Genomic DNA, 3,353 nt, shown 5'->3' with positions numbered 1-3,353 from the left:
GGCCTGCGGTTCGACTCGGTTGCCGAGCGTGTTACCGATGCGCTGGACCTGCCGATGCGGTCGTTCTCCGCGATCGAGGAGCCGGTGTTCAGCCAGCGCGACAACGTGCTGCGGGCGCTGCGGGCGGCGATCGGGTACCGCGTCTACGCCGACCTCGAACGAGGTTGGCGGGTGACCATGCCGAACCTCGAGCAGACCGGCCTCATCACCTTCGACTACGTGGACCTGGACGAGATCGCCCAGCACCAGGCGTCGTGGGCGGCAACCCATGCCCTGCTGCGCGACGACGATCCCGAGCACCGGGCGCTGCTCGCCCGCATCCTGCTGGACGAGATGCGCCGGGCGCTCGACGTCGACGTCGACGCCCTCACCCAGCCTGGCCACGAGCGCATCGTCCAGACATCCGACCATCTGCTACGCGGGGTCTGGGCGGTGTCGGGGGACGAGCCGCGGGTGCTCGAACGCACCTCCTATCCATTCCCGGGCGGCCGGGGAGGCATGCGGGACGCCGTACACGTCACCGGTCGTGGTGCGTTCGGCCGCTACCTGCGCCGACCGCACGAGTTCCCGCGCCACCGTGGCCGGATCCGGCTGGACGACGCCGAGGCCGTGATCCACGACCTGTTCACGGTGCTGGAGCGCCATGGCCTGATCGGGCAGGTGATGGTCACCGGGCCGGCCCGCGGTGGCGCGCGGGCTTACGCGCGGGCTCAACGGGGCCCGGCGGGCTACCGGGTGAAGGCGTCGGCGCTCATCTGGCGGGCCGGGAACGGTCGACGTGGCGCGGAGGACCCGCTGCGCCGCGTGGTCGACGACACCGTCGGCGCACGGGTCAACCCGTTCTTCCGCGATCTGTACTCGCACGCCGCCGCGGAGCTCGCCGGCATCGTCGCCCGCGAGCACACCGCCCAGGTCCGGGCCCAGCAGCGGCAGGACCGGGAGGAGGCGTTCCGCCGCGGGGGCGACCCGGCCGAGGGCTGGCTGCCCCTGCTCTACTGCTCGCCGACGATGGAGCTCGGCGTCGACATCGCGGACCTCAACGCCGTCATGATGCGCAACGTCCCCCCGACCCCGGCCAACTACGCGCAGCGTTCGGGCCGGCCCGGGCGCGGCGGCCAGCCGGCGCTCGTGACGACCTACTGTTCCACCGGCAGCGCGCACGACCAGTACTACTTCCGCCGGTCGAAGCTGATGGTCGCCGGTCGCGTGACCCTGCCCCGGCTCGACCTCGCGAACGAGGATCTGGTCCGTTCGCACGTACATGCCATCTGGCTCGCCGAGAGCGGCGCGAACCTGCACCGCGGCCTCACCGACGTCCTCGATACCGCCGAGGGCCCACGCGGCGAGCTGCCACTGCCGATCCGGGAGGATCTCGCCGCTCACCTGGACGACCCCGCCGTGCGGGCCCGCACGGTGCGGCGGGCCGAGGCGGTGCTCGCCGAGGAGACGAAGAACAGCCCCTGGTGGTACGACCGGTGGATACCCGACGTCGTGAACGGGGCGTTCCTCGCGTTCGACGGAGCGTGCGACCGGTGGCGGGCGATGTACCGGCAGGCGATCGCCGACCAGCGGGAGCAGAACCGCCGGGTGCTCGACCGATCCACCCAGTCGAAGGCACGGGCGGCCGCGCGCCGACGTCGGTACGAGGCCGAGCAGCGCCTGTACCTGCTCACCAACGACTCCCCTGACCAGCAGCTCTTCAGTGATTTCTACTCCTACCGCTACTTCGCGTCCGAGGGTTTTCTGCCGGGTTATTCCTTCCCCCGGCTGCCGTTGGCCGCCTACATTCCCGGCAGCCGGCGGGGCGACGGGTCCTACATCCAACGGCCCCGGTTCATCGCGGTCGGCGAGTTCGGCCCGGGCGCGCTGATCTATCACGAGGGTGGGCGGTACCAGGTCATCAGCGTCCAGGTCCCAGGCTCGGAGCACGGCGTCCCCGGATCGGTGGCGACGATCGAGGCACGGCTGTGCGAGTCCTGCGGCTACTGGCATCATCGCGACGCGGCTGTGAACCGGTGCGAGGAGTGTGGCGTGGCGCTGGGCGGCGGCCGGGCCGGGCTCATGCACCTGCAGACGGTGACCACCACCCATCGCCGGCGGATCTCCTCCGACGAGGAGGAGCGCCGCCGGGCCGGTTTCGACCTGCTCACCACTTTCCGGTTCAGCCGGCACGGGGTCCGGCCGGGACGGCTCGCCGCGGACGTGCGCGGCCCGGATGGGGAGGATCTCGCCGAGTTCGTCTACGGCGATACCGCGACGATCCGGATCATCAACCAGGGCCTGCGGCGGCGGGCGGACAAGAACGACGTCGGCTACTGGCTCGACACCGTCAACGGCCGGTGGCTGAATGAGAGACGGGCCGGCGAGCTGCGGGCCGGGGATCTCACGGAGGAGGAATCCGGCCTTGACGAGTTCGCCGACGACCCGCGGGCCCGCAAGATCATCCCGTACGTGGAGGACCGGCGCAACATCGCCGTCGTCCGGCTCGCCCGGCCGGTCCCCGACGAGGTGGCGACCTCGGTGCGGTACGCGCTCGAACGCGGCATCGAGGCGCTGTTCCAGCTTGAGGACGCGGAGCTGGAGTCCCAGCGGCTGCCCGACCCGGACGGCCGGGGCCGGATGCTCTTCGTCGAGAGCGCGGAGGGCGGCGCGGGCGTGCTGCGCCGCCTGCATGACGAGCCGGAGGCACTGGCGGAGGTGGCGCAGGAGGCGCTGCGCATCGTCCATTTCGATCCGAAGACCGGGGCGGACACCGACCGGGCGCCGGGCGCGCGGGAACGCTGCGAACGGGGCTGCTACGACTGCCTGCTCTCCTATGGCAATCAGTCCGACCATACCGTCATCGATCGACATGCCGCGGTCGAGATCCTTCGTGCTCTGATGGCGGCCCGTACCGAGCCACGGCACGGCCACGCGGGCGGCGCAGAGGGGCACGCGGAGGCGTTGCGCGAGCGGGCGGGGTCGGGGTTGGAGCGGCAACTTGTAACATTCCTCCGCGAAGAGGGTTATCGGTTACCTGACGCGACGCAAATGCTTGTATCGGACGCGGCGGCGCGGCCGGACTTCGTTTACCGGCTGCCGTCGGGGGCGGTGGCCGTGTTCGTCGACGGTCCGCACCATGACGCCGCCGCCGCGGCCGCGCGGGACGCCGACGCCGAGGACCGGCTGGCCGACCTGGGGTGGCTGGTCGTCCGGTTCCGGTATGACGCGGAGTGGGGGAAGATCGTGGCGTACTACCCGAACGTGTTCGGCCCCGGGCGGCGCGGCTGATGGCGGCCGTCTCGACGCCGCGCCACCCCACCCCGGCCGGCGCCACCCCGGCCGGCGCCACCCCGGCCGGGGTGGCGCCGGCC

At 71.9% G+C, this 3,353-nt stretch carries 1 protein-coding gene; it reads left to right on the top strand.

What is annotated here, in order from left to right; all coding sequences use genetic code 11:
- Positions 1 to 3,270: helicase-related protein (locus AC08ON_RS11435; RefSeq protein ID WP_476616938.1), on the top strand; the 3,270-nt coding region annotated here is incomplete at its 5' end.
- Positions 3,271 to 3,353 lie beyond the last annotated feature (83 nt).

The organism is Frankia sp. CoWAU3, from assembly GCF_977971855.1.
This window is presented reverse-complemented; position numbering and strand designations above follow the sequence as displayed.